The organism is Arthrobacter sp. AOP36-C1-22 (assembly GCF_052377515.1).
Lineage (GTDB): Bacteria > Actinomycetota > Actinomycetes > Actinomycetales > Micrococcaceae > Arthrobacter_H.
In genome coordinates, this window is the sequence record NZ_JBQSWW010000026.1 from 1 (window position 1) to 20,841 (window position 20,841).

The 20,841-nt window shown below is 66.2% G+C and carries 19 protein-coding genes; 12 read left to right on the top strand and 7 right to left on the bottom strand.

Annotated elements, in window-relative coordinates; translation table 11 throughout:
• The first annotated feature begins 152 nt into the window (after window positions 1-152).
• The 7 genes from ACT3S6_RS13010 (at window position 153) to ACT3S6_RS13040 (ending at window position 8,111) form a co-directional block, all read left to right on the top strand.
• On the top strand, window positions 153-2,153 hold the full coding sequence (locus ACT3S6_RS13010) for a M13 family metallopeptidase (RefSeq protein WP_444555316.1): 2,001 nt from the start codon (window positions 153-155) through the stop codon (window positions 2,151-2,153).
• 173 nt (window positions 2,154-2,326) lie between these two features.
• Window positions 2,327-3,811 (top strand): lysine--tRNA ligase, encoded by a 1,485-nt coding sequence (gene lysS, locus ACT3S6_RS13015; RefSeq protein WP_444555343.1) that lies wholly within the window; start codon window positions 2,327-2,329, stop codon window positions 3,809-3,811.
• 3 nt (window positions 3,812-3,814) lie between these two features.
• Window positions 3,815-4,000, top strand: coding sequence for a hypothetical protein (locus ACT3S6_RS13020; protein ID WP_444555317.1), 186 nt, complete (start codon window positions 3,815-3,817; stop codon window positions 3,998-4,000).
• Window positions 4,001-4,134: 134 nt separating this feature from the next.
• Entirely contained in the window at window positions 4,135-4,437 is a 303-nt protein-coding gene (locus ACT3S6_RS13025) for a histone-like nucleoid-structuring protein Lsr2 (RefSeq protein WP_444555318.1), read from the top strand.
• 158 nt (window positions 4,438-4,595) lie between these two features.
• Window positions 4,596-7,121 (top strand): ATP-dependent Clp protease ATP-binding subunit, encoded by a 2,526-nt coding sequence (locus ACT3S6_RS13030; RefSeq protein WP_444555319.1) that lies wholly within the window; start codon window positions 4,596-4,598, stop codon window positions 7,119-7,121.
• Between the two features lie 101 nt (window positions 7,122-7,222).
• Window positions 7,223-7,726, top strand: coding sequence for an amino-acid N-acetyltransferase (locus ACT3S6_RS13035; RefSeq protein ID WP_444555320.1), 504 nt, complete (start codon window positions 7,223-7,225; stop codon window positions 7,724-7,726).
• A gap of 184 nt (window positions 7,727-7,910) precedes the next feature.
• On the top strand, window positions 7,911-8,111 hold the full coding sequence (locus ACT3S6_RS13040; RefSeq protein WP_444555321.1) for an Rv0909 family putative TA system antitoxin: 201 nt from the start codon (window positions 7,911-7,913) through the stop codon (window positions 8,109-8,111).
• Between the two features lie 95 nt (window positions 8,112-8,206).
• On the opposite strand, the gene ACT3S6_RS13045 is transcribed toward ACT3S6_RS13040, so the two are convergent.
• Entirely contained in the window at window positions 8,207-9,169 is a 963-nt protein-coding gene (locus ACT3S6_RS13045; protein WP_444555322.1) for an A/G-specific adenine glycosylase, read from the bottom strand.
• A gap of 86 nt (window positions 9,170-9,255) precedes the next feature.
• On the opposite strand from ACT3S6_RS13045, the gene ACT3S6_RS13050 reads away from it, so the two are divergent.
• Entirely contained in the window at window positions 9,256-9,963 is a 708-nt protein-coding gene (locus ACT3S6_RS13050) for a hypothetical protein (protein WP_444555323.1), read from the top strand.
• 16 nt (window positions 9,964-9,979) lie between these two features.
• Here the strand turns inward: ACT3S6_RS13050 and disA are convergent, their stop codons facing one another.
• The 3 genes from disA to ACT3S6_RS13065 form a co-directional block, all read right to left on the bottom strand.
• Window positions 9,980-11,056 (bottom strand): DNA integrity scanning diadenylate cyclase DisA, encoded by a 1,077-nt coding sequence (gene disA, locus ACT3S6_RS13055; protein WP_444555324.1) that lies wholly within the window; start codon window positions 11,054-11,056, stop codon window positions 9,980-9,982.
• A gap of 85 nt (window positions 11,057-11,141) precedes the next feature.
• On the bottom strand, window positions 11,142-12,518 hold the full coding sequence (radA, locus tag ACT3S6_RS13060) for a DNA repair protein RadA (RefSeq protein WP_444555325.1): 1,377 nt from the start codon (window positions 12,516-12,518) through the stop codon (window positions 11,142-11,144).
• A gap of 42 nt (window positions 12,519-12,560) precedes the next feature.
• On the bottom strand, window positions 12,561-13,688 hold the full coding sequence (locus ACT3S6_RS13065) for an FUSC family protein (RefSeq protein ID WP_444555326.1): 1,128 nt from the start codon (window positions 13,686-13,688) through the stop codon (window positions 12,561-12,563).
• A 240-nt stretch (window positions 13,689-13,928) separates the two neighbouring features.
• Between ACT3S6_RS13065 and pstS the strand changes: the two genes are divergently transcribed.
• From pstS to pstB, 4 genes are all read left to right on the top strand, one after another.
• Entirely contained in the window at window positions 13,929-15,047 is a 1,119-nt protein-coding gene (gene pstS / locus ACT3S6_RS13070; protein WP_444555327.1) for a phosphate ABC transporter substrate-binding protein PstS, read from the top strand.
• 87 nt (window positions 15,048-15,134) lie between these two features.
• Window positions 15,135-16,067, top strand: a complete 933-nt coding sequence (gene pstC / locus ACT3S6_RS13075; protein ID WP_444555328.1) for a phosphate ABC transporter permease subunit PstC — start codon at window positions 15,135-15,137, stop codon at window positions 16,065-16,067.
• Window positions 16,067-17,194 carry a phosphate ABC transporter permease PstA gene (gene pstA, locus ACT3S6_RS13080; RefSeq protein WP_444555329.1) on the top strand — a complete coding sequence of 376 codons (1,128 nt, stop codon included), beginning with the start codon at window positions 16,067-16,069 and terminating at the stop codon, window positions 17,192-17,194. Before pstC ends, pstA begins: the two co-directional genes overlap by 1 nt.
• A gap of 27 nt (window positions 17,195-17,221) precedes the next feature.
• Window positions 17,222-18,001: a phosphate ABC transporter ATP-binding protein PstB gene (pstB, locus tag ACT3S6_RS13085; RefSeq protein ID WP_086997601.1), complete on the top strand. Its 780-nt coding sequence runs from the start codon at window positions 17,222-17,224 to the stop codon at window positions 17,999-18,001.
• A gap of 170 nt (window positions 18,002-18,171) precedes the next feature.
• On the opposite strand, the gene ACT3S6_RS13090 is transcribed toward pstB, so the two are convergent.
• The 3 genes from ACT3S6_RS13090 to ACT3S6_RS13100 form a co-directional block, all read right to left on the bottom strand.
• On the bottom strand, window positions 18,172-19,194 hold the full coding sequence (locus ACT3S6_RS13090; protein WP_086997598.1) for an inorganic phosphate transporter: 1,023 nt from the start codon (window positions 19,192-19,194) through the stop codon (window positions 18,172-18,174).
• Window positions 19,195-19,207: 13 nt separating this feature from the next.
• Entirely contained in the window at window positions 19,208-19,804 is a 597-nt protein-coding gene (locus ACT3S6_RS13095; protein WP_241895493.1) for a hypothetical protein, read from the bottom strand.
• A gap of 300 nt (window positions 19,805-20,104) precedes the next feature.
• Window positions 20,105-20,764, bottom strand: coding sequence for a hypothetical protein (locus tag ACT3S6_RS13100; protein ID WP_444555330.1), 660 nt, complete (start codon window positions 20,762-20,764; stop codon window positions 20,105-20,107).
• Window positions 20,765-20,841: the final 77 nt, after the last annotated feature.

Consider the following 20,841-nt stretch of genomic DNA (forward strand, 5'->3'; position numbering starts at 1 on the left):
CCGTGCCGGCGTTCCGGCCGCCGGCTACCTGTTTTCGCGTTCAGGGGAACTTCGGCCGGCGCACAGCCAAAGCCCGAAGTCGATCAGTAGGGTGAGGGTCAGACCACCATCGACGCCACGGGAACTTCTGGCGTCCCGACCCCTGGGGAGCCATGACTGCAGATCCAGCTTCACGCACTATGCCCGAACCCGCGACCAGCGAGGACCACCGCGACCACGACGTGAGGATCCAGGACGACCTGTACCGACACGTCAACGGCCAATGGCTGGCCACCGCGCAGATCCCCGGGGACCAGGGCAGCTACGGGTCGTTCATGCAGTTGCGCGACGAGGCGGAAGCGGCCGTGCACGCCATCATCAAACAAGCACGGCACGATAGCGCCGAGCCGGCCGGGGTGGCCGACGCCCGCCAGGAACGGATCGCCGGGCTCTTCAGCAGTTTCATGGACGAGGACGCCATCGAAGCCCGCGGCATGGACCCCATCCGCGAGGATCTGGCATCCGTCTACGCCTGCACCAGCATCGAACAGTTGCTGACCCTCAGCGGGGCTCTTCAACGGCGAGGCGTCTCGGGGCTCTACCAGGCCGGAGCGAACTCCGACGCCGGCCAACCGGACCGCAACATCTTCTCCATCATCCAGTCCGGCCTCGGACTGCCGGACGAATCCTATTACCGGGACGAGAAGTTTGCTGAACTGTTGCAGGAATACCAGGAACACCTGGGCCGGTTGCTCGGCCTGGTGGAGGTACCCAACGCCGACCAGGCAGCTGCCGGAGTGGTCGAGTTGGAGAAGGCACTGGCCGCCCATCATTGGGATGCCGTCAAATGCCGCGACGCCCAGGCCCGCTACAACCTGATGTCAGCGGAGGGGCTCTTCTCCCTCCAGCCGACCTTCCGCCTCTGGCTGGAGGGCGCGGGCATCGACGAGAAGTACTACGACGAAGTCGATGTCTGGCAGCCCAGCTACCTCCAGGGGGTCGAGGGGCTGCTGCACTCCCAGCCGCTCCGGGCGTGGCGCGACTGGCTGGCCGTACAGGTCGTGCGCAGCAACGCCTCGTTCCTTTCCGCGGCCTTCGTGGAGGAGAACTTCTCGTTCTATTCGGCCAAACTGGCAGGGGTGACCGAAATGCGTCCGCGGTGGAAGCGCGGGGTGGCCTTCACCGAGGGGGCCGTTGGCGAGGACATCGGACAACTCTATGTCGACGGGCACTTCGGACAACGCAGCAAGGACCTCATGGAGGACCTGGTCGGCAACCTCATCGCCGCCTATCGGCTGTCCATCGACGCCTTGGGTTGGATGAGCGCGGAAACCCGGGTGAAGGCCCAGGAGAAGCTCTCCATGTTCCGCCCCAAGATCGGTTATCCCGTGAAGTGGATCGACTACAGCGACGTATCGGCGGACCCGGATGACCTGATCGGCAATGTCTCCAGCGCCAATGAATTCGAGTTCTCCCGTGAACTGGCCAAAATCGATGAGGGTGTGGACAGGGACCTGTGGTTCATGTATCCGCAGACGGTCAACGCCTACTATCATCCGCTGCTGAATGAAATCGGGTTCCCGGCTGCCATCCTGCGTAGCCCGTTCTTCGACCCCGACCGGGACCCGGCCTCGAACTACGGGGCCATAGGTGCGGTCATCGGCCATGAGATCGGCCACGGCTTCGACGACCAGGGCTCGCAGTTCGACGGGACGGGCCAACTACGCGACTGGTGGACCGCCGAGGATCGTGCGGCCTTCGAAGAACTCACGGCCCGGCTGGTGGCCCAATATGATGCCCTCGTCCCCGAGGAGGCGCCGGAGCACCACGTCAACGGCGAACTCACCCTGGGGGAGAACATCGGCGATCTGGGTGGCCTGGGCATCGCCTACCAGGCCTACCGCCTGGATCTGCAGGCCCGCGGGCTGTCGGTGGATGAAGAGATCGACGGTCTGAGCGGGGACCAGCGCTTCTTCCACAGTTGGGCCGAGTGCTGGAGGTCGCTGACCCGTCCCGAAACGATGGTCAACCGGATCACCACCGATCCCCATTCCCCCGGGGAGTTCCGCTGCAACCAGGTGGCGCGGAACATGGATGCCTTCCACCGGGCCTTCGACACGAAGCCCGGCGACGGGATGTGGCTGGATCCCCAGGAGCGCGTTGCCATCTGGTGACCGGTGCTCTACCGGCGTCCCCTCCTGGAGACGGCGGTGGAGCGCTTCCGTGCAGCAAACCGTGACCGTTGGCACACCCATGGAAGAGCGTGCCCGTGCCGCGGCCGAAGGACGTAGAATCGAGTACTGTGACTGCTGATCAGACCCCCACCGCCCCCACCCCTGCCGAGACCATCGACACGCATGACCTGCGCCAGGTGCGTCTGGCCAAACGCGCCGAGCTGCTCGAAGCCGGCCGCGAGGCGTATCCGGTCGGCGTCGAACGCAGCCACACCCTGTTGCAAATCCGTGAGAAGTACGGACACCTGGAAGCCGGCGAGGAGACCCAGGACATCGTCGGCGTGGCAGGGCGCATCGTGTTCGCCCGCAATACCGGAAAACTGTGCTTCGCCACGTTGCAGGAGTCGGGCCCGAAGGGCGAGGCCGTCCGCCTGCAGGCCATGCTCTCGCTGGCCAACATCGGCGAGGAGTCGCTGGCCGACTGGAAGCGACTCACCGACCTGGGGGACCACGTGTTCGTCAAGGGTGCCGTCATCAGTTCCCGCCGCGGCGAACTCTCCGTCATGGTCACCGAATGGCAGATGGCCTCCAAGGCATTGCGCCCCATGCCGGTGCTGCACGCCGACCTCAACGAGGAGACCCGGGTCCGCCAACGGTATGCCGACCTCATGGTCCGCGACGAGGCCCGCGAGATGATCTACAAGCGTGACGCCGTGACCCGTGCCGTACGGGACACCCTCTACGGCCACGGGTATGTGGAAGTCGAAACCCCGATGCTGCAACTGATCCATGGTGGGGCCTCGGCTCGGCCCTTCCACACGCATCTGAATGCCTTCGACCAGGACATGACCCTGAGGATCGCCACCGAGCTCTACCTCAAGCGCACCGTCGTCGGCGGCATTCCCCGCGTCTTCGAAGTAGGGCGCCTGTTCAGGAACGAAGGTGTGGACTCCACCCACTCCCCCGAGTTCACGACGCTGGAATGCTATGAGATCTACGCCGACCAGTTCGTGATGGCCGAACGGATCCAGGAGATCATCCTCAAGGCCGCCGACGCCGTCGGGGCCGGCCGCCGGATCGAGACCTCCCAGGGCACCATCAACCTCGACGGCGAATGGCGCTGGCTTAGCGTCTATCCCGCCCTCTCCGAAGCGGTGGGCACCGAAATCACCCCCGAAACCACGGCCGGGCTGCTTCAATCGATCGCCGAGAAGCACCGCGTGAAGGTCGACCCGAAATGGGGGGCCGAGAAGCTGGTCATCGAACTGTTCGGGGAGATCGTCGAACCGACCCTGATCGACCCGACCTTCGTCTACGACTACCCGCCGGCGGCCCAGCCGTTGGCCCGACCGCACCGCTCCCAACCCGGGGTCATCGAAGCCTGGGACCTGATCATCGGGGGCATGGAACGCGGCACGGCCTTCACCGAACTGATCGATCCGGTCATCCAGCGAGAACGCCTCACCGAACAATCCCGACTTGCCGCCGACGGTGACGACGAAGCCATGCAACTGGACGAGGACTTCCTGCGGGCGCTGGAGTACGGTGCCCCGCCCATGGGCGGCATCGGGTTGGGCATCGACCGGCTGGTCATGCTCTTCACCGACGCCGGCATCCGCGAGACCATCCTCTACCCGCTCCTGAAGCCCGAGGCCTAGACCATGGCCTACGTCGAGGTGCTGCTGCCCACGATCGTCGCGGCACTGGTCTTCTGGTTCGTGATGCGTGCCCTGTTCCGGGTGGATCGCAATGAGCGGCTGGCGGAATCCGCTGCCGATGCCCACCGGGAGGGGACGGCCCCTACCGAGGAACCCGACCCCGGGAGCGCCGACCGGCCCGGGGAGTAGGTTCCCGGACGCCGAGATCGGCCCATCCGCAGTACCATGGTCTCCGGAGGCACACCTCGACCCCCGGACCCCGAGGGCGAGATGCCCCGGGGCCCGCCTGGAAGCCCCGATACCTTCTAAGTGAGGAGCCGCCCGTGGCGCGCAAGGTCGAAATCACGCTCATCGACGACCTGGACGGGTCGACGGCGAACGAGACCGTGCACTTCGGTCTGGACGGCAGCCACTACGAGATCGACCTCGGCGAGGCCAATGCCGGGAAGCTGCGAGAGGCGCTGGCCCCCTTCGTCGCCGGGGCGAGGCGTTCCACCGCCTACTCCGCGTCCGAGGCCCCCGCCATCCGGGCGTGGGCTGCCGACCACGGCTTCAAGGTCAGCGAACGCGGCCGCCTGCACTCGGAGGTCATCGACGCCTACCGCGAAGTACATCCGGAGTCCTGAGCCCGCTTCGGCAACCCCCGGGACCTCCCGGGGACCGGCTCGGACACCCCGCCGGCGGGACGGTGGGGAAATCTGCTTTATCCCCACGGCGAACACGGGCCATCTGGCGCCATTTGATGCGTAGCATCGTGAGTACGCGTTAGCTAGGAGTGTGCCGCATGTTTGAGAGATTCACCGACCGTGCCCGTCGCGTTGTCGTGCTCGCCCAAGAAGAGGCGCGCATGCTCAACCACAACTACATCGGAACCGAGCACATCCTGCTCGGCCTGATCCACGAGGGGGAGGGTGTCGCCGCGAAGGCGCTGGAGTCACTGAACATCTCCCTCGGTGCCGTTCGGGAGCAGGTGCAGGAGATCATCGGCCAGGGCCAGCAGGCCCCGTCCGGACACATCCCCTTCACCCCCCGCGCCAAGAAGGTCCTGGAACTCTCCTTGCGTGAGGCACTCCAGCTCGGCCACAACTACATCGGTACGGAGCACATCCTGCTCGGTCTGATCCGTGAGGGCGAAGGAGTGGCCGCCCAGGTCCTGGTCAAGTTGGGCGCCGACCTGAACAGGGTCCGCCAGCAGGTCATCCAGCTGCTCTCGGGTTATCAGGGTGGCAAGGAAACCGCAGGCGCCGGAGTCGGCCAGGGCCAGGCCGAAGGACAGCCTGCCGGCTCGGTCGTGCTGGACCAGTTCGGGCGAAACCTCACCCAGGCGGCCCGCGACGGCAAACTCGACCCGGTCATCGGCCGCGAGTTCGAGAAGGAACGCGTGATGCAGGTGCTCTCGCGCCGGACCAAGAACAACCCGGTGCTGATCGGTGAGCCGGGCGTCGGCAAGACCGCAGTGGTCGAGGGCCTGGCCCTGTCCATCGTGCGCGGCGACGTCCCCGAGACCATCAAGGACAAGCAGCTCTACACCCTGGACCTGGGGTCCCTGGTGGCCGGCAGCCGCTACCGCGGCGACTTCGAGGAACGCCTGAAGAAGGTCCTCAAGGAAATCCGCACCCGCGGTGACATCATCCTGTTCATCGACGAGATCCACACCCTCGTCGGCGCCGGTGCCGCCGAAGGCGCCATCGATGCAGCGTCGATCCTCAAGCCCATGCTGGCTCGTGGCGAACTCCAGACGATCGGCGCGACCACGCTGGACGAGTACCGCAAGCACATCGAGAAGGATGCCGCCCTGGAGCGCCGCTTCCAGCCGATCCAGGTCAAGGAACCTTCCGTGGAACACACCACGGAGATCCTGCGTGGCCTGCGTGACCGCTACGAGGCGCACCACCGGGTGACCATCACCGATGGCGCATTGGCCGCTGCCGCTCAGCTGTCACACCGCTACGTCTCCGACCGCTTCCTGCCGGATAAGGCCATCGACCTCATCGACGAAGCCGGCGCCCGCCTGCGTATCCGTCGACTGACGGCCCCTCCGGCACTGAAGGAGATGGACGAGCAGATCGCCAAGGTCCGCCGGGAGAAGGAATCCGCGATCGATGCCCAGGACTTCGAAGGGGCCGCCTCGTTGCGCGACAACGAGCAGAAGCTCCAGGAGGAGCGTGCAGAGAAGGAGAAGTCCTGGAAGAACGGCGATATGGACGATATCGCCGAAGTCGACGAGGAACTGATCGCCGAAGTACTGGCGAACTCCACGGGCATCCCGGTCATCAAGCTGACCGAGGAGGAATCCGGCCGCCTGCTGAACATGGAGGCGGAGCTGCATAAGCGGGTCATCGGCCAGGACGAGGCGATCAAGTCGATCTCGCAGGCCATCCGCAGGACCCGTGCCGGGCTGAAGGACCCCAACCGCCCGGGCGGTTCGTTCATCTTCGCCGGCCCCACCGGCGTCGGCAAGACCGAACTGGCCAAGGCCCTGGCGGAGTTCCTCTTCGGCGAGGAAGACGCACTGATCACCCTGGACATGTCCGAGTACTCGGAGAAGCACACCGTGTCCCGGCTCTTCGGTGCCCCTCCGGGCTACGTCGGTTACGAGGAGGGCGGACAGCTGACCGAAAAGGTCCGTCGTCGCCCGTTCTCCGTCGTGCTGTTCGACGAAGTCGAAAAAGCCCACTCGGATCTGTTCAACTCGTTGCTGCAGATCCTGGAGGACGGCCGATTGACCGACTCCCAGGGCCGTGTGGTGGACTTCAAGAACACCGTGATCATCATGACGACCAACCTCGGCACCCGGGACATCTCCAAGGGCGTCATGACCGGCTTCCAGTCGACCAGCGACACGAAGACCAACTACGACCGGATGCAGGCCAAGGTCCAGGAGGAACTGCGCCAGCACTTCCGCCCGGAGTTCCTGAACCGTGTCGACGACACGCTTGTCTTCCCGCAGCTGTCGCAGGAGGAGATCGTGCAGATCGTCGATCTGTTCGTGGCCCGCCTGGAGTCCCGCATGGTCGAAAAGGGGATGCACGTCCTGCTGACCGACGAGGCGAAGTACTTGTTGGCCACGAAGGGCTACGACCCGGCGATGGGTGCCCGTCCACTGCGTCGGACCATCCAGCGCGAGGTCGAGGACCAGCTCTCCGAGAAGATCCTCTTCGGGGAGATCATGGCCGGCCAGACGGTCACCGTGGACGTCGAAGGCGAGGGCGAGGACGCCAAGTTCACCTTCACCGGCCGCGAGGAGACCCCGGAACTGGAAGGCAAGGACAGCCCCGCGGAGATCGAGGAAGGCCACCTGAGCACCTGAGCCTGATCCCCGCCTGCACCAGGGGCCCGGTCGTGGAGATCCACGACCGGGCCCCTGGTCATGTGCTGGGAGGGTGCCGCCGACGGGAATAGGATGGGTAGATGCCAGATTTCATACTTCGGCCTGCCCGCACATCGGATGTCGCAGGGATCCGCCAGCTCGTCAGGCCGCTGGCCGATGAGAGGGTCCTGCTGGAGAAGGAAGCCGTCGCCTATTTCGAGAGCCTGCAGGAATTCATCGTGGCCGAGGACCGGGGGGACCTGCTGGGATGCGGTGCCCTGCACGTGATGTGGGAGGACCTTGCCGAGGTGCGCACGCTGGCGACCGTGGACAGCCGCCGCGGCCAAGGAATCGGCAGGTCCCTGCTCATCGAGTTGATCGAGAACGCGCGCAGGATCGGGGTCAGCCGGTTGTTCTGCCTGACCTTCGAGGTCGATTTCTTCAGGACGATGGGCTTCGATGTCATGGAGAATCAGACCGCCGTGGACCCCGAGGTGTATTCGGAGTTGCTGCGTTCCACCGATGAAGGCGTCGCCGAGTTCCTGGACCTCGCGCGGGTCAAGCCGAACACGCTGGGCAACACCAGGATGATCATGAACCTCTGAGGCCCGGGATTTCGCGCTCGGATGAATCCCGGATTAATTGGTCCGTCATGGTGGACGAGCGGCCGTGCTCGTACCTACGCTGGCAGCACAGGTCCCTCGGGGGCCGACGAGCCGCACCCCGCAGCCAGTGGGGAGCCGTGGCACCGTAAGTACCAACTGGAAACCAACGAAAGTAGGTCAAGAAATGGGACTCGGAGATAGCTTGGGTGGACTCGGCGACAAGGCCAAGGACCTCAAGAACGAACACGGTGACAAGATCAACGAAGGCGTGGACGCCGCCCAGGACAAGTTCGGCGACCAGCTCGGCGACCACAAGGACGCCATCGACGGCGCCCAGGAGAAGTTCCTCGGTGGCGACGACGACAAGGACAAGAAGGACAAGTAAGTCCGTTCATCCTTCATGAGGTAGGCGCCGCACGGCGCCACGGGGCCCCGCGGTATGCGGGGCCCCGTTGTCGTTGACGGGCCCCGTCCCCGCCGCTAGTGCGGCAGGGTGATTCCTGCCTCGGTTTCCACGGCCAACCCGTCCCGCAGCAGCCCCGCCAGGCATCGACGGCGCTGTTCAGCCCCCGCAGCCAGCGACCTCAGCCGTTGGAACGCAGAATCGGACTCGGCGTCGCCCCCCGACTCCGGCGGGGCGGTGTCCACCAGCAGGTCGGCGGGTTGGGGGTCGTCGCTGGCGCGCAGGACGGCCATCATGGCACCGCGGACCTGGCGATCGGTCCCCGCCCAGGGTTGGCCCTTGGGCGTGTAATGGGGTTCGGGCCTGCCCCGTGCGATCCAGGCGCAGGAGGCCGAAACCGGGCATTCGGCGCAACGCGGTGAGCGGGCCGTGCAGATCAGGGCCCCCAATTCCATCACCGCCGCATTCCAGGCGCAGGCCAGATCGCCCCCGTCGTCCCCGGTGGCCGGCATGAGATCGCCAGCCAATCGTGCTTCCGCAGCGGTCGGGCTGGGTTCGGCCAGGGCCTTGCCGCTGACCAGGCGGGCATGGACCCGCCTGATGTTGGTGTCCACGACGGTTTCGGGCTGCCCGAAGGCGAAGCAGGCAATGGCTGCTGCGGTGTAGCTGCCGACCCCGGGCAGGGCGAGCAGGTCAGCGGGGGAGGAGGGCACCTCTCCTTCGTGTTCCTCGACGATGCGTCGGGCGGCCTCGCTCAGGCGCAGGGCACGCCGCGGATAGCCGAGCCGGCCCCAGGCCCGCACTGCCTCTCCCGCGGGTTCGGCAGCCAGTGCCGCCGGTTCCGGCCAGCGGCGCATCCATTCTTCCCAGACAGGTAGGACGCGGGCCACGGGAGTCTGCTGGAGCATGAACTCGCTGACCATGATCCCCCAGGCGCCGCACTGCGGGCTCCGCCAGGGCAGGTTCCTGCCTTCGGTGGCGAACCATCCGGTGATGTCGTGATGGAGGGCATCGAGGTCCAGCGGCGGGGTGGGTGGCACGTGACTCCTTGGAAAGCGGGGCACCAATACCCTAGTGCACGGCGTGGGAACCGGGGGTGGCCGCGGCTGCTCCATACCCTAGGGGCATGGCACAACAGCAGTCCCGGTCTCCGGGCAGGGGCAAACCCAGTCCGGAAGTCTTCCGTCGTCGTCGAATCGTCGTTGGAGTGGCTCTGCTGGTCGTTCTCGCGTTGCTGGCCTGGGCCGTGATCGCCGTGGTGGGCTTCTTCACCAGGACCACCGACGGTGCCGGCCCGCCGCCGGCCGCCGCGTCCTCGAGCCCGGCGCCTTCCCCGTCGGCCAGTGCCGAGGCCACCCCATCGGCGAGCGGAAGTGCTGCCGCCACCGAAAGCGGCAGCGCCGAAGCATCGGCCTCCAGCACGGCCTCCTCCGCGGAGGCGGCGGGCGGAACCTGCGCCTCCGGAGACATCACGTTGGGCGCCGCTACGGATCAAGGCAGCTATGACCCTGCGGAGAAGCCGGTGTTGGAGATGAAGATCGAGAACACGGGCTCCGAGGACTGCACGGTGAATGTGGGGACCAGTCAGCAGGAATTCAGCATCGTGTCGGGATCGGACCGGATCTTCTCCACGACGGACTGCCGCAAGGATCCCTCCGATAGCGATATGACATTGAAGGCAGGGGCGACCGAAAGCGCCCGCTTCACCTGGGATCGTCAGCGCAGTGCCCCCGGCTGCAAGGACATCGAGTCCAAGCCCCGCCCGGGAACCTACACGTTCACCGCCAAGCTGGGCGACGTCGAAAGCGACAAGGTCAACTTCTCGCTGAAGTAGGCCGCCGCCGACGGGCCTACATGTACCGGTCGAGCAGACTGGACTCGGCAATGCGTGAGAGGCCCTCACGGACCGTGCGGGCCCTTTGCTCGCCGATGCCGTCCACGGCCATCAGGTCATCGATGTTGGCGGCCATCAGGTGCTGCAGGCCGCCGAAGCTGGCGACCAGCCGATCGGCGACCGCGCGGGGAACCGATTTGATGTTGGCGAGCAGACGGAACCCCTGGGGGTGCACCACCGCCTCCAACGAATCGGTGCCCGGGGTGAAACCGAGGATCGTGGAGATCCTGTTCAGATCGATCATGTCGTTGGAGCTGAAGGAGCGCAGCCGCGCCAAGGATGCGGCGATCTGATCGGGCTCGGTCCCGGCCTCGGAATAGTCCTTGAGCAGCAGGTCGCTGCCCGGTCCCAGCCCCGCGCTGAGCTCGTCGAACTGCAGAGCCAACAGCCGTCCGTCCCCACCGAGTTCAAGCACATACTGGTCGATCTCCTCGGAGATGCGCCTGACCATTTCCTGACGCTGGAGCACCACGGCGACGTCACGAACGGTCACCGTGGCCTCGATCTCGAGGGCGGAGAGGGTGCTGGTGACCTGGTCCAGCCGGTTGCGATAGCGTTCCAGCGTGGCCAATGCCTGATTGGCGCGGGCCAGCACGGGTTCGGACCCTTCCAGGACGTGGCGGATGCCTTGGACATAGATGGCGATGATATGCATCGATTGCGAAACCGAGATGACCGGGAAGCCGGTCTGGATGGCCACGCGTTCAGCCGTACGGTGCCGGGTCCCGGATTCCTGGGTTTCAATGGAATGGTCCGGCACCAGCTGCACCGCGGCCTTGAGGATGTTGGAGGCGTCCCGGTCGCAGAGGATGGCCCCGTCCATCTTCGCCAACTCCCGCAGACGGGTCGGAGAGAAGAGGATGTTGATGTCGAATCCGCCCGAGGAGATCGATTCCACGGTGCGGTCGCTGCCCAGCACGATCAGGGCTCCGGTCCGTCCGCGCAGGATCCGCTCCAGACCATCACGCAGCTGGGTCCCGGGGGCGACCCGGGCCAGGGTGGTGCGCAACGCTTCGTCGGGGGATTTGGGCATGGGGTTCCTTCCGGTGGATCACCCCATCCTAAGCAGGACGTGGCCGCTGCGGCGAGGCGGGTCCTGGTGCGTCGTGGTGGGGATCCTAGCCGAAGGCCGCGCCCAGGGCCTCCTGCAGGGTGCTGACTTCACGGACCTTGAAGCCGTTGGGCACGACCCCGGGGCCGTTGGGCGAGGCGGGGACGAGCGCATAACGGAAACCCAGACGCTCGGCCTCGGTGATGCGGCGACCGATATCGGGCACCGGGCGGACCTCCCCGGCCAACCCGACCTCCCCGAAGGCAATGAATTGTGCCGGCAGGGGACGGTCCAGCTTGGCCCCCGAAATCGCCAGGGCCGTGGCCAGATCGGTCGCTGGTTCCCCCAACCGGACACCGCCGACGGTCGCGACGTAGGAATCCAGGGTGGACAGGTCCATGCCCGCCCTGGACTGGAGTACGGCCAGGATCATGGCCGTGCGCGCGGAGTCGAGCCCGCTGGTGGCCCGACGTGGCTGGGCGTTGCTCGTCTTGGCCAGCAGAGACTGCACTTCGGCGACCAGGGGCCGGCGGCCCTCCAGGGTGACCGTGACACAGGTGCCCGAAACCGGTTCCTTGGTGCGGGTGACGAAGAGTCCGCTGGGGTCCGCGAGGCCTTCGATCCCCGACTCGGTCAGATCGAAGCAGCCGACTTCATCCGTGGGGCCGTACCGGTTCTTCACGGCACGCAGCAGGCGCAGACGCGAGTGGCGTTCACCGTCGAACTGGCAGACGACGTCCACCAGGTGCTCGAGCAGTCGGGGCCCGGCAATGGAACCGTCCTTGGTCACATGGCCGACCAGGATGGTGGTCATGTTCCGTTTCTTTGCCGCGTTGATCAATGAGGCAGCAACTTCACGGACCTGGGTCACCCCGCCGGCAGCGCCTTCGACGTCCGCGGAGGACAGGGTCTGGACCGAATCGATGACCAGCAGGTCGGGGTCCAGCCGTTCGATCTGGCCCAACGCGATGCCCAGATCCGTTTCGGCAGTCAGGTAGAGGGTGTCGGAGAGGGCATCGATCCGTTCGCCACGCATCTTCACTTGGGCGGCCGATTCCTCGCCGGTGATGTACAGGACCGTGCGGTCGGTGCGGGAGGTGCGGGCCGCGACGTCGAGCAGCAACGTCGATTTGCCGACCCCCGGCTCCCCGGCCAACAGGATCACGGCCCCGGGGACCAGCCCGCCGCCCAGGACGCGGTCCAGTTCGCCGATGAGGGTCGGCCGGTAGAGGGCCAGCGAGGAGTCCACGTCGGCGATCTTCACCGCCGGGCTGGCCACGGTGGCCGCGGCCGTGGTGCGTGCGGTGACCTGACCGATCTCCTCGACGCTTCCCCAGGCTTGGCATTCACCACAGCGGCCGACCCATTTCACGGTTGTCCACCCGCATTCGGCACAGCGGTAGCTGGGGGCGTTACGGGCGCGGGTACTGCTTTTGCTGGCCATGGTTCACGATGTTATCGCCTCCGAGAGACAGTTGGGTCGGGTTCAGAGCCGGGCGAGGAAGGGGACCGCCTCGGAGTGCTCGAGTCCGGTGGCCTCCAGCAGATCCACGACCAGCGGCCGCAGCAACAGGACCAGCCCTTCGCCCTGCAGCCCGGTGGCGCCGAAGGAGGCGGGGGTCAGTCGCCCGGCGGCAGCGATCAGTTCCTCCCGTGCCGCGGTTTCGGCGCGGTCGCGTTGGGACTGCTGGGGTTCCATGACGGAGCGGGCCAGCGCGTCGACGGCATCGGCCACCTCGTCGAGGTAGACCGAGAGCTCCAGGGCAGCCTCGTCGCGCAGGGCCGCATGGGTGATGACCGAGGCCATCCGGCGGGAGAAGACCCGCAGGTTACGCATCGCCAGGTCGACTTGTCCGGCAACCCGGCGCAACCGTTGCAGCTCGCCGCGGTGGCGCCGGAAATGGGGCGAAAAGGTGGCGATCTCGTGGGCACCGGTCAGCGACGCCGGGATCTTGTCCATCAGCGGCTGGGTCCCCCGGGCCCGGACCAGGGCATGCCAGGCACGGGTGGAATCGGATTCGCGGACCGCGACGGAACATTCACGCAGGATGGCCGAGAGTTCCCGGATGAGCTGGCGCAGTTCCCCTGCGGGTTCCCGGCGCGGGTCCCGGGGGGCCAGGGCGGTGATCAGCAGGGCGCACAACCCGCCGATGATCGCGTCGGCACTGCGGGTGAATGGGCCGCCGTCCGGGGCCGGGAGCAGGACCACCAGCAGGGCCTGGACCCCGAACTGGGTGGTGAAGATGGAGCCGCTGTCCAGGAAGCGGGCGAGGATCAGCGACACGGAGACGACCGTGGCCGCCTGCCAGATCCCGGTGCCCAGCACGGTGAGCAGCAGGTCGCCGACAGCGATGCCCAGGGTGCAGCCGATGGCGACCTCCAGGACGCGACGCATCCTGGTCATGCCGCCGAAACCCAAGGCGATGACCGCCGAGGTGGCCGCGAAGAGGGGGGCCTGGTGGCCCAGGATCTTTTCGGCGATCCAATAGGCGCCGACGGCACAGACGGTGATCTGGATGATCTGCACCAGGGAGACGCGGACGCGGGCGGTCCCCGATCGCGCTCTTCGGCGCAGCCATGGGGACACTTTGCCCAGCGGTGTCGCCTTGTCCATGCCTACAGTTTGGCATGAAAGCAGGGGAAGACCCCATCGCCTTGTGATGGATCGCTCACGGAGCGCGCCGAGGGCCGTAGACCCTCGTCAACGACGGGTTTTCCGCGGCTGGGCCGGGAAGGTCCGATCCGCGTTAACCTGTTGTTCACCCGGGCCGGGACCGTTCTTCACTTCCGCTGCCTAGCGTCGTAGATACACCGAAGCAGCAGCCACCGTCGCAGCAGAAGAAGGAATGACCACGTGAAGCTTTCCCGCACCACCCAGATCGCCTCAGTACTTTCCGTCGCAGCCCTGGCCTTGACCGCCTGTGGCTCGGACAACCCCACCGGCAGCACCGAAGGCTCGGGCGGTTCGTCGCAGGAGAGCAGCAAGGCCGTCACCGGCACGCTGACCGGTATTGGTGCCTCCTCGCAGAAGGCGGCCATGGACGCCTGGAAGTCGGGGTTCGAATCCACCGGCGAGGGGGCGAAGGTCCAGTACTCCCCGGACGGCTCCGGCGCCGGGCGCAAGGCCTTCCTGGCCGGTGGCGCACAATTCGCCGGCTCGGATGCCTACCTCTCCGACGAGGAATTCGAATCCTCCAAGGACGTGTGCGGCCCAGCGGGGGCCTTCGACATCCCGGCCTATGTCTCCCCGATCGCCGTGGCCTACAACCTCGAAGGCGTCGAGGGGCTCAAACTGGATGCGAAGACCATCGCCGCGATCTTCGCGCTGGAGGTCACCACCTGGAACGATCCGGCGATCGCCGATCAGAACGAAGGCGTCGACCTGCCCGATACCAACATCACCGTGGTGCACCGCAACGACGAATCGGGGACCACCGAGAACTTCACCCAGTACCTCTCGGCCACCGCCGGGGACACCTGGACGTACGAGGAATCGGGGGACTGGCCCTCCGACCTGCAGTCCGAGAACGCCAAGGGAACCGCGGGCGTCGTCTCCACCACCACCTCGACCCCGGGGGCCATCACCTATGCCGATGCCTCCGCCGTCGGGGAATTGGGGACCGTTGCGGTCAAGGTGGGCGAGGATTACACCGAGTTGTCCGCCGAAGCGGCAGCCAAGGCCGTGGAAAGCGCCGAACCGGTCACCGGCCGCTCGGACGTGGACATGGCCCTGGAACTGAAGCGCGACACCACCGAATCGGGGGCCTACCCGATCAGCCTGGTCAGCTACCACATCTACTGCAGCAGCTACCCGGACCAGGAGACCGTGGATCTGGTCAAGGCCTGGGGCAACTACGTCGTGGGCGCCGAAGGCCAGCAGGCCGCCGCCGACTCGGCAGGCAGTGCCCCGCTATCCGAACCGCTGATGGAACAGGCCCACGAAGCCATCGATTCCATCGAGGTAGCCTCCTAGCAGGCATCGAGAACACCCATCCGGCCCGGAATCCAGGAATTCCCCTCCACCATGGAATCCGGGCCACCACGGACCGAAAGGTCGCATATGACAACCAACGCGCTGACGTCGGGACCCGGTTCGGGCAGGACCGGAGACCGGGTCTTCTCCACGGCCGCGAGGTCCGCGGGCATCCTGATCCTGCTCACCCTCTTCGCCGTCGCCCTGTTCCTCTTCGTCCAGGCACTCCCCGCCTTCACCGCGGACCCGGCAGACCTCTCCGGGGGACAGGGGTTCTTCTCCTACATCTGGCCGATCGTCATCGGCACCGTGATCGCCGCGGCCATCGCCATCGTGCTGGCCACCCCGGTGGGACTGGGCGTGGCCCTGTTCATCTCGCATTATGCCCCGCGCAAGCTGGCCGCACCGCTGGGCTACGTCATCGACCTGCTGGCCGCCATCCCCTCGGTGATCTACGGGATCTGGGGCTACCTAGTGCTCGCCCCGGTCCTGGTTCCGGGCTATGAATGGCTCAACCAGCACCTCGGATTCCTTCCCGTCTTCGGCGGCCCGGTCTCCCAGACCGGCAAGACGATGCTCACCGCGGGGGTCGTGCTGGCGGTGATGGTCCTGCCGATCATCACCTCCCTCTCGCGGGAGATCTTCCTGCAGGCCCCCGGACTCCATGAAGAAGCGGCGCTGGCCCTGGGGGCCACCCGCTGGGAGATGATCCGCATGTCGGTGTTGCCGTTCGCCCGCGCCGGGATCATCTCGGCGGTCATGCTCGGCCTGGGCAGGGCCCTGGGGGAGACCATGGCCGTGGCGCTGGTCCTGTCGACCGGAGCGTTGATCCCCTCGCTGATCAAGTCCGGCAACCAGACCATCGCCGCCGAAATCGCGCTGAACTTCCCCGAGGCCTTCGGGTTGCGGATGTCCGAACTCATTGCGGCGGGCCTGGTGCTGTTCGTCATCACCCTGGCCGTGAACATGATCGCCCGCTGGATCATCAGCCGCCACCAGCAATTCTCGGGAGCCAACTGATGACCAATGCGACCCTGACCCCCGTACCCGCCGCCCCGGTCGCGAACCGGCGCAACCGGCTCTCCAAGGGGCGCCTGCCCCGCTGGGCGATCCCCGTCGTCGGACTCTCGGCCCTGGTCCTGGGGGCCGCCGGATCCACGCTGGGCGGCTTCTCCATCGCCTCGATGCTGATCTACACGGCACTGCTGTTCGTCGTCGGGGCCACCGCGGTCACCGTCATCGTGGAGGGCCGCCGGCAGGGAACCAACTCGTTCTTCACCTACCTCATCCACGGTTGCTTCATCCTGGCCCTGATCCCGTTGATCTCCGTGCTGTATACGGTGCTCGAACGCGGGCTGCCCGGAATGACGTCGAACTTCCTGTTCACCTCGATGAACGGCATGACCGGGGCCGTGGACAACCAGTCGGTGGCCGACGGGACCCCGGTCCTCGGTGGCGCCTACCACGCAGTGATCGGCACCCTGTTGATCACGGCGTTCTCGACGATCATCTCGGTCCCGATCGGAATGCTCGCGGCGATCTACCTGGTCGAATACGGGCAGGGCAATTCGCTCAGCCGGGGGATCACGTTCTTCGTTGATGTGATGACCGGCATCCCCTCGATCGTGGCGGGCCTCTTCGCCGGCGCCCTGTTCGGTGTCATCTTCGGACCCTCCACCCGGATGGGCATTGTTGCCGCCGTCGCCCTGTCGGTGTTGATGATCCCCACGGTGGTCCGCTCCACCGAAGAGATGCTCAAGATCGTCCCCAACGAACTCCGTGAGGCCTCCTACGCGTTGGGTGTGCGCAAATGGCGCACCATTTCCCAGGTCGTCATCCCCACCGCGATCTCCGGGATCGCCTCGGGCGTCACCCTCGCCATTGCCCGCGTCATCGGCGAGACGGCACCGATCCTGGTCACCGCCGGGCTGGCCAACAACATCAACTTCAACGTCTTCAGCAACTGGATGGCCACGCTGCCGACGTTCATCTACTACCAGATCCTCAGCCCCACCTCGCCGACGAACATCGACCCCAGTGCCCAACGGGCCTGGGCGGCAGCCCTGCTGCTGATCATCATGGTCATGGTCTTGAACCTCGGCGCCCGGCTGATTGCCCGGGTCTTTTCCCCCAAGACCGGCCGCTAGGCCCGAAGAACACCGAAGGAACCCCTTATGTCCAAACGCATCGACGTCTCAGACCTCAACGTCTACTACGGCAACTTCCGCGCCGTGGAGGACGTGAACATCGAAATCGAAGCCAAGTCGGTCACCGCCTTCATTGGCCCCTCGGGCTGTGGCAAGTCCACCTTCCTGCGCACCCTGAACCGGATGCACGAAGTGATCCCCGGCGCCACCGTCGAGGGCCAGGTCCTGCTCGACGGAGACAACCTCTATGACCCAGGGGTCGACCCGGTCACCGTGCGCAGCCAGATCGGCATGGTCTTCCAGCGACCCAACCCGTTCCCCACGATGTCCATCCGCGACAACGTGTTGGCCGGGGTGAAGTTGAATGCCCGCAAGATCAGCAAATCCGACGCCGATGACCTGGTGGAGTCCTCGCTGCGCGCCTCCAACCTGTGGAACGAGGTCAAGGACCGGCTGGATAAGCCGGGATCCGGGCTCTCGGGTGGCCAGCAGCAACGCCTGTGTATTGCCCGCACCATTGCGGTCAAACCCGGGGTGATCCTCATGGACGAACCGTGCTCGGCCCTGGACCCGATCTCCACCCTGGCGATCGAAGACCTGATCAACGAGATGAAGAACGACTACACGGTAGTCATCGTCACGCACAACATGCAGCAGGCGGCCCGGGTATCCGATAAGACGGCCTTCTTCAACATCGCCGGGACCGGAAAACCAGGCAAGCTCATCGAATACGACGATACGGCCACGATCTTCTCCAACCCGTCCGTCAAGGCCACCGAAGACTACGTCTCTGGCCGGTTCGGATAAACAGACGGTTTCCGTCGCGGGTCAGCGCGTGGCGGGAACGGCCCCGGAGGGGGAATCTCCGGGGGATCCCCAGTGGATCGAGTGCGGATGCGGGGTGCCTGCCGGTGCCCCGCATCCGTGCGTTGAACTCCCCCCGGGCAGCATGCACCTCGAGGGCATGGGCCGTTGCTTCAGCCGGCCCAGCCCAGCAGTGGATTGATGGCCAGGAAAAGCACCCCTGCGGCGGCAATGCAGGTCACGGGAGTTGCCAGCCAATACAACACGACGGAGACCACGCGCCTCCAGGCCACCGATTCGTACCGCTGGTTGGCGCCCGAACCCACGATGGAGCTGGTCACCGCCTGGGTCGTCGACAGGGGCATGTTCAAGGCGATCGCGCCGATGAACAGCATGGAGGCGGACACCGCCTGGGCGCCCATGCCGCGCAGCGGATCGATAGCCACCAGCCGGTAGGCGATCGTATGGGTGATGCGCCACCCCCCGCACAGCACCCCGACGCCCAAACAGCCCGCAGCGAGGGCCTGCGCCCAGAAGGGGATTCCCGTGGGGGTGGCGGTCTGCCCGGCCACGAGGGCCAGGGTGAGCATCGCGGCGGTGCGTTGGCCGTCCTGTAGGCCGTGCCCCAGGGCCACGGCCCCGGTAGTGACCGACTGACCCAGCCGCCCGATGGTGTTCACATCAGAGGAGCTGGAATTGCGTAGCAGCCAGGTCAGCGGGATGACCACCAGGAAGGATAGGCCAAAAGCGATCACTGGGGTCAGCAGCAGCGGGATCAGCACGCCACCGACCAGCATCCGGGTGATCCCCTGGGCGCCGTCCCCGCCGAGCAGTGCCGAGGCCCCGCTGGCACCGGCGAACCCCGAGATCACCGCCTGGGTCGAGGACATCGGCATGGCCCGATACCAGCAAAACAATCCCCAGCCACCCGCGGCCAAGACGGCTGTCAGCAGGATCGCCAGACCCGCGGCCCCATCCGGGACGTTCAAATCGGCGGCGGAGACCAAGGAACTGCCGAACGTTGTGCTGAGCAGGGTTCCCACGACGGTGAAAAATGCGGCCAAGACCACCGCGATCGAGGGGGTCAGCGCCCGGGTACGGACGGCTGCCGCCACGGAGTTGGAGGCGTCGCGGAAGCCGTTGAGGAACGCGAAGGCACAGATCGCGGCGAAGACGCACCACAGCAGCACGGTCATGGTTCCGACCGGCTCAGGATTCCTTGACCAGGACGCGTCCCAGATGGTCGGCGACCGCCCGCAACGAGTTCACTGATGCCTGCAATTGTTCGGCGACCGCACGGTGGCGCAGGATCGAGGAGGCCTTGGACAAATCGGCGATCTCTCCCAGCCAGGCCCGGTGGGTCCGGCGGGAACGGCGACTGAGCCGAATCATCTGGATCCAGACGTCCTCGAGGTCGTCGGGGTGCTGGAGCCTGGCCAGCGCCTCATTGGTCATCTCCGATTGACGTCCGAGCATCTCCAGCTGTTCCGCAGCCCGACGGGAGACCCCGGACACCGAGGTGGACACCAACAGGTCGCCGGCCCCGCAGAGTTCGCCCACGGCGTCATGGAGCAGGCGGGAAAACGTGTAGAGATCCTCACGCGGTAGCGGGTTGACGTAGCTGGTGCGCAAATGTGTGAGCAGGCCATGATGCAGATCGGTGGCCCGCTGCTCGAACTGCTCGAGCTCTCGGATCAGTCCCGGCTGGTCCTCGGAGGGAGCCCCCAACAGTTCCGACAGGGTTTCCACGCAATGGCGGACCGTGGTGCCCAACTCCTGCAGCAACTCCAGTCCACGCGTCTCCACGGGAAATAATCTGAATTTCACGAAGCTCTACCGCCGGCGTCTGGTGGGTGGACGAATGATTGCGTCCCAGTCTACGCACGGGCCTTCAAAGACCTGACCGGTGGGGTGGTGCCGAACCGGGAGCACCTCTCGGCGGAAGGCCGCTCGAAGCGGCTAAATTTTGGAACCCGGGGCTACCGCGGTCCGACACCGCCTCCATTTTTCTCCGTCACCCCCGGCCGTGTCAACATGGGATCTCGCTAGGTGGGATGCCGGATACTCGCGATGGCGGAACAGATCAGGCGGGGCACTGGTGCCGGTTCAGGTTAATTCGCCGCGCCGCCACGACCGGGCCGCCGCTTCGAGATCCTCCGCCGTCTTCACCAGCAGGTCGGCGTTGCGGGTCAATCGGGTGGCCCGGTCGGCGCTGGAGGTCTCGGAGGCGTCGGCGTGCTCGGCCTGGCCCAAGGAGATGATCCGGCAGAACGCGGCAGTACGTTCCAGAGCCACGTCGAAATCACCGTCGAAGGCTCCGGTCAGGATCGAATCGGTCATCGCCGAGACTTCGTCCGCTCCCGGAGGTTCGGCCACCCCGGCGACGACCCGTGAAACGTCGGCGGTCTGTTGCCCGGCGGCGAAATACGCGGCGTAGCGTTCGGGGTCGCGCCGGGTGGCCGTTCCGAGGGCGTAGAGCCGCCACAGGGCGCCGGGGAGCGAACGGGCGGGGCTCTTGGCCCACAGTTCGGCCAGCACCTCCAGACCCTCCTGATCGGCCAGCTTGATGAGCCGGGCGGTCACTGCGGGATCGGAGTTGGCCCGCCCGTGGTGGACCAACGCCTCGGCCGCCAATTGGCCGGCCTCCGAAATGCGGGCAGGGTCGATACCACTGGCGAAGGGCTCGAAATCTGCCGGGGCAAAAGGTGTCGGGCGGTGGTGTCGGCGTCCACCCGAGCCCGCTGCGGATGTCTGGGCGTCACTCATGTACTCGACGATACTCCGGACCCAAACACCCCGGCCACGACCTCGCTGCAACGGAGAGCGCGGATTGCGTTAGGATA

Bases quoted from the DNA above. Each gene is read 5' to 3' on its own strand.
- radA (WP_444555325.1), bottom strand. From the start codon at position 12,518: ATGGCCAGCAAAAGCAGTACCCGCGCCCGTAACGCCCCCAGCTACCGC.
- disA (WP_444555324.1), bottom strand. From the start codon at position 11,056: ATGCCCAAATCCCCCGACGAAGCGTTGCGCACCACCCTGGCCCGGGTC.
- ACT3S6_RS13090 (WP_086997598.1), bottom strand. From the start codon at position 19,194: ATGACCGTGCTGCTGTGGTGCGTCTTCGCCGCGATCTGTGCCTTCGCG.
- ACT3S6_RS13050 (WP_444555323.1), top strand. From the start codon at position 9,256: ATGGCACAACAGCAGTCCCGGTCTCCGGGCAGGGGCAAACCCAGTCCG.
- pstA (WP_444555329.1), top strand. From the start codon at position 16,067: ATGACCAATGCGACCCTGACCCCCGTACCCGCCGCCCCGGTCGCGAAC.
- ACT3S6_RS13100 (WP_444555330.1), bottom strand. From the start codon at position 20,764: ATGAGTGACGCCCAGACATCCGCAGCGGGCTCGGGTGGACGCCGACAC.
- ACT3S6_RS13065 (WP_444555326.1), bottom strand. From the start codon at position 13,688: ATGGACAAGGCGACACCGCTGGGCAAAGTGTCCCCATGGCTGCGCCGA.
- ACT3S6_RS13020 (WP_444555317.1), top strand. From the start codon at position 3,815: ATGGCCTACGTCGAGGTGCTGCTGCCCACGATCGTCGCGGCACTGGTC.
- ACT3S6_RS13035 (WP_444555320.1), top strand. From the start codon at position 7,223: ATGCCAGATTTCATACTTCGGCCTGCCCGCACATCGGATGTCGCAGGG.
- ACT3S6_RS13030 (WP_444555319.1), top strand. From the start codon at position 4,596: ATGTTTGAGAGATTCACCGACCGTGCCCGTCGCGTTGTCGTGCTCGCC.
- ACT3S6_RS13040 (WP_444555321.1), top strand. From the start codon at position 7,911: ATGGGACTCGGAGATAGCTTGGGTGGACTCGGCGACAAGGCCAAGGAC.
- pstB (WP_086997601.1), top strand. From the start codon at position 17,222: ATGTCCAAACGCATCGACGTCTCAGACCTCAACGTCTACTACGGCAAC.
- pstC (WP_444555328.1), top strand. From the start codon at position 15,135: ATGACAACCAACGCGCTGACGTCGGGACCCGGTTCGGGCAGGACCGGA.
- ACT3S6_RS13010 (WP_444555316.1), top strand. From the start codon at position 153: ATGACTGCAGATCCAGCTTCACGCACTATGCCCGAACCCGCGACCAGC.